Source organism: Roseomonas sp. 18066 (assembly GCF_902706185.1).
In the GTDB taxonomy this organism is placed as follows: Bacteria; Pseudomonadota; Alphaproteobacteria; order Acetobacterales; family Acetobacteraceae; genus Pseudoroseomonas.
Map to the genome: position 1 here is coordinate 1 of NZ_CACSJM010000242.1, position 6,030 is coordinate 6,030.

Genomic DNA, 6,030 nt, shown 5'->3' on the forward strand with positions numbered 1-6,030 from the left:
CCCTGATCGCCATCGCCCGCAAGCTGCTCACCATCCTCAATGCCATCCTCCAAAGCTCAACACCCTGGAGAACCACAACCTCCGCGAAGGAGCAGACCGCTTGACACCCAAGACAGTCGCTTCTTTTTCTTGTCAGATTGCCATGTCCACGTGGAAACCACGGGCGAAACGGCAACGCCGAAGCGCGACCTTTGGACATGCGCTGATTGTATGAAAACGGCGTCCCGCCGTGAGGCCCTGACGACGGCGCGGGTCAGGCGCAGGTCACGCCACGGCCGTTCATCAGAAAGAAGATGGGGGTCTGGGGGAATTCATTCCCCCAGCCTTTCCAGATACTTCAGCCCGCGAAAGGATCGCTGACCAGGATCGTGTCGTCGCGCTCCGGCGAGGTCGACAGCAGGGTGACCTGCGCCTCGACCAGCTCCTCGATCCGCTTCACGTACTTGATCGCGGTCGCCGGCAGCTGCGCCCAGGACCGGGCGCCGCGAGTGGACTGGGTCCAGCCTTCCAGCGTCTCGTAGATCGGGCGGGCCTTGGCCTGGGCCGCGGCTGCCGCCGGCAGGCGCTTGAACACTTCGCCGTCGATCTCGTAGCCGGTGCAGATCTTCAGCTCGGTCAGGCCGTCCAGCACGTCGAGCTTGGTCAGCACCAGGCCCTGCACGCCGCCGACCTTCACCGCCTGGCGCACCAGGCAGGCGTCGAACCAGCCGCAGCGGCGCGGCCGGCCGGTGACGGTGCCGAATTCGTGGCCGACCTCGCCCAGGCGCTTGCCGATGTCGTCCTTCAGCTCGGTCGGGAAGGGGCCCGAGCCGACGCGGGTCGTGTAGGCCTTGGCGATGCCCAGCACCATGCCGATGCCATGCGGCCCGACGCCGGCGCCGGCGGCGGCGTTGCCCGCCACCGTGTTCGACGAGGTGACGAAGGGGTAGGTGCCGTGGTCGACGTCCAGCATCACCGCCTGGGCGCCCTCGAAGAGCACGCGCTTGCCGGAATGCCGGGCCTCGTCGAGCCGCTCCCACACCGCCTCGGAGAAGGGCAGCAGCTGCGGGGCGAGCGCCAGCAGCTTGTCGAGCAGTTCCTGCTTCTCGAAGGTGGCAGCACCCAGGCCCTTCAGCAGGGTGTTGTGGTGCAGCAGCAGCTCGTCGAGCTTGGTCGACAGCGTCTCCGGCTCGGCCAGGTCGCAGAGGCGGATGGCGCGGCGCGCCACCTTGTCCTCATAGGCCGGGCCGATGCCGCGGCCGGTCGTGCCGATCTTGTGCTCGCCGCGGGCTTCTTCGCGCGCCTTGTCCAGCGCCGGGTGCAGCGGCAGGATCAGCGGCGTGTTCTCGGCGATGCGCAGGTTGTGCGGGCCGACATCGAGGCCCTGGGCGCGCACCTTGGCGATCTCGCCCAGCAGCGCGTCGGGGTCGAGGACGACACCGTTGCCGATGATGCCCAGCTTGCCGCGCACCACGCCCGAGGGCAGCAGCGACAGCTTGTAGGTCTGGTTGCCCACGACAAGGGTATGGCCGGCATTGTGGCCGCCCTGGAAGCGGACGACGATATCCGCCCGGCTGGCCAGCCAGTCGACGACCTTGCCCTTGCCTTCGTCGCCCCACTGGGCGCCGATCACGGCGACATTGGCCATGGCTACGCAATCTCCTCGATCGGCGCGGCAAGCTGGCCGCGCAGGATGTGGCCGCAGCGCAGGCGCTGCGGCGTGTCGGCGGCCGAAAGCGCCGCCACCGTGATGAAACCTTGCGCCCGGAGCGCCGCCGCCGCCAGCGGGTCGGTGCCCAGCGGCAGGAAGACGCGCGGCGGCGGCGGCGCGCTCGGCGCCGCCCGGCGCAGCGCGTCCGGATAGAGGGTCATGCCCGTCGCGGCCTCTTCGCCGGAGCGGTAGCGGCCGCCGCGGGCCAGCTCGCCGGCGCCGCCCGGCCCGTACAGGGTGAAGGCGACGCCCACGTGATATTGCAGCCCGCGGAACTCGACCGGGTCGAGGGTGATGCGCAGGTCCGGGGCGCGGGCGCGGATGGCGGCGATGACGGCGGCGGCGTTGTCGGCGATGGCGCGGGCGGCGGGCGGCAGCTCGGCGGCTTCGAGGGCGGCCAGCGCCCCGTCGGCCGGGCCGGCGGCGGTCAGCAGCGCGGTCAGCCGGTTGGCCGGCGGGCCGGCGATGGCGGCGAGCTCGCGCACCGCGGCCGCGTCCTTGCGGTCCAGCGCGCGCGCCAGGCGCTGGCGCTGCGCGCCCAGCACGCCGGCGGCGTCCAGCAGGGCCGGCGCCATGGTCGGCAGGGTGATGTCCAGGCTGCCGCCGGTGATGCCGATGGCGGCCAGGGCCTCGATGCCCAGCAGCGCGACCTCGGCATCGGCCTCGGGGCTGTCGGGGCCGATCAGCTCGATGCCGGCCTGGGGGATCTGCCGCTCGGGCGCCAGCTGGGTGCCGCGGATGCGCAGCGCCTGGCCGGCATAGGACAGGCGCAGCGGGCGGGCGACATCGGCCAGCCGCGTCGCCGCGATGCGGGCCACCTGCGGCGTGGTGTCGGCGCGCAGGCCCAGCATGCGGTGGCTGTCGGGGTCCATCAGCCGGAAGGTCTGGTCGGCGACCGCGCCACCGGATCCGGCGAGGAGAGAATCCTCGAATTCCAGCAGCGGCGGCTTGACCCGCTCATAGCCATGGCTGGCGAAGACCGCGAGCATCGCCTCGACCAGCGCCGCCTCATGCCCCGCCTCGGGCGGCAGCAGGTCGGTCAGGCCCGAGGGCAGCAGCGCGGGGTTGGGCAGGTCTTCGGTCATGCGTCCAGGGCCAGGGTCGCCGCAGCCTTGCGACGGCAAACGGGGCGGTGTGTGGCAGCGCTGGCCGCCGGGGGCAAGGGCGGATCGCGCAGGCGGGGCATGCCGCCGCCTCGGCCCAGCGCGAAGGCTTGACCGGCGCCGCGCTTGCCGCGCCGCCGCGGCCGCGCCAGCAGGGGGGGATGACGCGCGATCCCGGCCCTCCCCTGCAGGCCCTGCTGGCCGCCCCCGGCACCCCGGGGCGGATGCGCGGGCTGGCCGACCGGCTGATCCTGCTGGCCGGGGGCGTCGAGACGGCGCCACGCCGGGGCGAGGTCGAGGCCGCGCTGGCCCTGCCCTATTGGGGGCTGCGGGTGCTGGCGATGCGGGTGCTGGCCGCCTGGGGCGGGCCGCGGCGCAAGGCCTGGCTGGTCGCGCGCGCCGACCGCGCCATGCCCGGCCATGCGGCATTGAAAAAAACGCGGCGCGGCGATCCGCTGCGCTGGGCGGCGCTGGAGACCGAGACGGCGCGGCGGCTGCTGGCGCCGATGGTCGACCGGAGCGATGCCACCTGGCTGGTGGAGCGCTATCTGTCGGACTGGCGCGCCGGCGCCTGGCTGCTGCCGCTGCTGATCCGCGCCCTGCCCCATCTGGACCCTGGCCGCCTGTCGGCGGCGATGGCGCGCGACACCGAACGGGAATCGCTGCTCTGGCTGGTCTTCCACCTGCGGCAGCTGCCCGAGCGCGGCGTCTGGCTGCGCCGGCTGGCCGCCTTCCCGGACGAGGCGCTGGCGAAGATGGCCCGGCGCGCCCTGGCGGTGCCGGCATCGCCGCCGCCGCCGGCCGGCTGACACCGACGTATCGAATTGTGTGCGGGGCCTCAGGCCGGCTCCCGCCCGGGGCCGCGCGGGTCTAGGCTGGGCGCCATGCACCGCCGCGCCCTGCTCGCCCTTCTCCCCCTCGTGACCCTCGCCGCCTGCGGCGAGGGCAGGCCGGGCCCGGTCGGCTTCGGCGACAGCATCCGCCGCCCGGGCCTGGCGGCGCCCTGGACCTTCGGCGATTTCTCCCGCTTCAACGGCCAGCCGGCGGCGGCGGCGCGCGCCGTCGCGACGCTGGAGCATCTTTCCGCCAGCTTTGCCAACGATCCTTTCTGGACGCCGGAATTCTCGGTCACCACCGCCTTCCAGCTCGGCAAGGGGCGCGACGAGACGCGCGCGGCCCTGGGCATCGACCCGGCGGCGCTGGCCGATGTCACCGTCCCGGCGCTGGATGCGGTGGCCCAGGCGCTGGAGATGGGCGACCGCCCGGCCGCCCTGGCGCGGCTGGACGCCGCCCCCTTCCGGCTCGGCGCTGCCGAGACGCTGCGGCGGCTCGGGGCCCTGCCCCGGCTGCCGGAGGCGGAGCGCGCCGCGCAGATGACCGCCGCCGAGCTTGCCCAGTCGTCGCGCTGAGCTGGCGCGAACCGCCTCGGAATGCGGCAGCCGGCGGGGTGGCGCTGGCGGAAGCCGGTGGCAGGGCCGCCGGAAAAGGATAGCCATGGCCTGGGGGGTGGGTAATGCTGCGCCGCAGGAACGTAAGCCGGAACCTGCATGTCGATCCATGTCGCCCTGACGCACCGCACCCGATACGTCTATGATCGACCGGTCACGCTGGGGCCACAGACCATCCGGCTGCGGCCGGCGCCGCATGCCCGCACCCCGGTGCTGTCCTACAGCCTGAGCATCGCGCCGCAGGCGCATTTCCTGAACTGGCAGCAGGACCCGCAGGGCAATTTCCTGGCCCGCGTCGTCTTCCCCGAGCCGGTCAGCCAGTTCGAGGTGACGATCGACCTGGTGGCCGACATGGCCACCATCAATCCCTTCGACTTCTTCCTGGAGCCCGAGGCCGAGGTCTGGCCCTTCGCCTACGACCCGGCCCTCGACCAGGAGCTGGCGCCGTTCCGCCGCGCCGCCCCGCTCGGCCCCGAGCTGCAGAAGCTGCTGGACAGCATCCCGCGCGGCGAGCAGGGCACGGTCACCATGATGACCGGCATCAACCAGATGCTGGCCGACCGCATCGCCTATATCGTCCGCCTCGAGCCCGGGGTCTGGGACCCGGAGCAGACGCTGGGCGAGGGCCGCGGCTCCTGCCGCGACAGCGCCTGGGTGCTGGTGCAGGTGCTGCGCCACCTGGGCTATGCCGTGCGCTTCGTCTCCGGCTACCTGATCCAGCTGGTCGCCGACCAGAAGCCGCTGGAAGGCCCCGAGGGCCCGACCGCCGATTTCACCGACCTGCATGCCTGGGCCGAGGTCTATCTGCCCGGCGCCGGCTGGGTCGGGCTCGACGCCACCTCCGGCCTGCTGACCGGCGAGGGCCATATCCCGCTGGCGGCGACGCCGGAGCCGCAATCGGCCGCGCCGATCTCCGGGCTGATGAGCAAGGCCGAGGTCGAGTTCGAGTTCGAGATGGGGGTGACCCGCATCCGCGAGACGCCGCGGGTGACCAAGCCTTATTCAGGCGCGCAGTGGCAGGCGATCCTCGATGCCGGCGACGTGGTCGACGGGCAGCTCGCCGCCGGCGGCGTGCGGCTGACCATGGGCGGCGAGCCGACCTTCGTCTCGGCGACCGACCAGGAGGGCGGCGAGTGGAACACCGACGCGCTCGGCCCGACCAAGCGCAAGCTGGCCGGGCGGCTGCTGAAGCGGCTGCTGCCGCTGTGGACCAGCGGCGCGCTGGTGCAATACGCGGTCGGCAAGCACTATCCGGGCGAGCCGCTGCCGCGCTGGGCGTTGAACGCCTTCTGGCGCGCCGATGGCGAGGCGGTCTGGGACGATTTCTCCCTCCTCGCGCATGACGACGACACCGACGACGCCACGGCGGCCGATGCGGCGGAATTCGCCCGGGCGCTGGCCTTCCGCCTCGGCGTCGATCCGGGCCGGGTGATGCCGGCGCATGAGGACATCCACTACTATCTGTGGAAGGAGAAGCGGCTGCCGGCGAATGTGCTGGTGGAGGACGCCAAGCTGCGCGACCCGCTGGAGCGCGCGCGCCTGGCCCGGCTGTTCGGCGGCGGGCTGGCGGAGAGCGCCGGCGCCGTGCTGCCGCTGAAGCGCGGGCCCAGGGCCTGGGAGAGCGCGGCCTGGTTCTTCCGCGACGCCACGCTGTTCCTGATCCCGGGCGATTCGCCGATCGGGCTGCGGCTGCCGCTGGACAGCCTGCCCTGGGCCGATCCGGCGCGGATCGAGCTGCCGATGGAGCAGGATCCCTTCGCCCCGCGCGCCCCCCTGCCCCGCGCCGCCG

5 protein-coding genes are annotated in these 6,030 nt (G+C 73.1%); 3 read left to right on the forward strand and 2 right to left on the reverse strand.

The features are described 5' to 3' along the window. Positions 1–337 precede the first annotated feature (337 nt). Both GVN67_RS27775 and GVN67_RS27780 read right to left on the reverse strand, forming a co-directional pair. On the reverse strand, positions 338–1,627 hold the full coding sequence (locus tag GVN67_RS27775; RefSeq protein WP_160000558.1) for an adenylosuccinate synthase: 1,290 nt from the start codon (positions 1,625–1,627) through the stop codon (positions 338–340). Between the two features lie 2 nt (positions 1,628–1,629). Then, positions 1,630–2,775 (reverse strand): ATP phosphoribosyltransferase regulatory subunit, encoded by a 1,146-nt coding sequence (locus GVN67_RS27780; protein ID WP_160000559.1) that lies wholly within the window; start codon positions 2,773–2,775, stop codon positions 1,630–1,632. A gap of 179 nt (positions 2,776–2,954) precedes the next feature. Here GVN67_RS27780 and GVN67_RS27785 point away from each other — a divergent pair, with 179 nt between their 5' ends. From GVN67_RS27785 to GVN67_RS27795, 3 genes are all read left to right on the forward strand, one after another. Continuing rightward, positions 2,955–3,602 carry a hypothetical protein gene (locus tag GVN67_RS27785; protein ID WP_160000560.1) on the forward strand — a complete coding sequence of 216 codons (648 nt, stop codon included), beginning with the start codon at positions 2,955–2,957 and terminating at the stop codon, positions 3,600–3,602. Between the two features lie 75 nt (positions 3,603–3,677). Continuing rightward, on the forward strand, positions 3,678–4,202 hold the full coding sequence (locus GVN67_RS27790) for a hypothetical protein (RefSeq protein WP_160000561.1): 525 nt from the start codon (positions 3,678–3,680) through the stop codon (positions 4,200–4,202). A gap of 138 nt (positions 4,203–4,340) precedes the next feature. Further along, a partial coding sequence (locus GVN67_RS27795; protein WP_200845426.1) for a transglutaminase family protein occupies positions 4,341–6,030 on the forward strand: 1,690 nt, incomplete at its 3' end.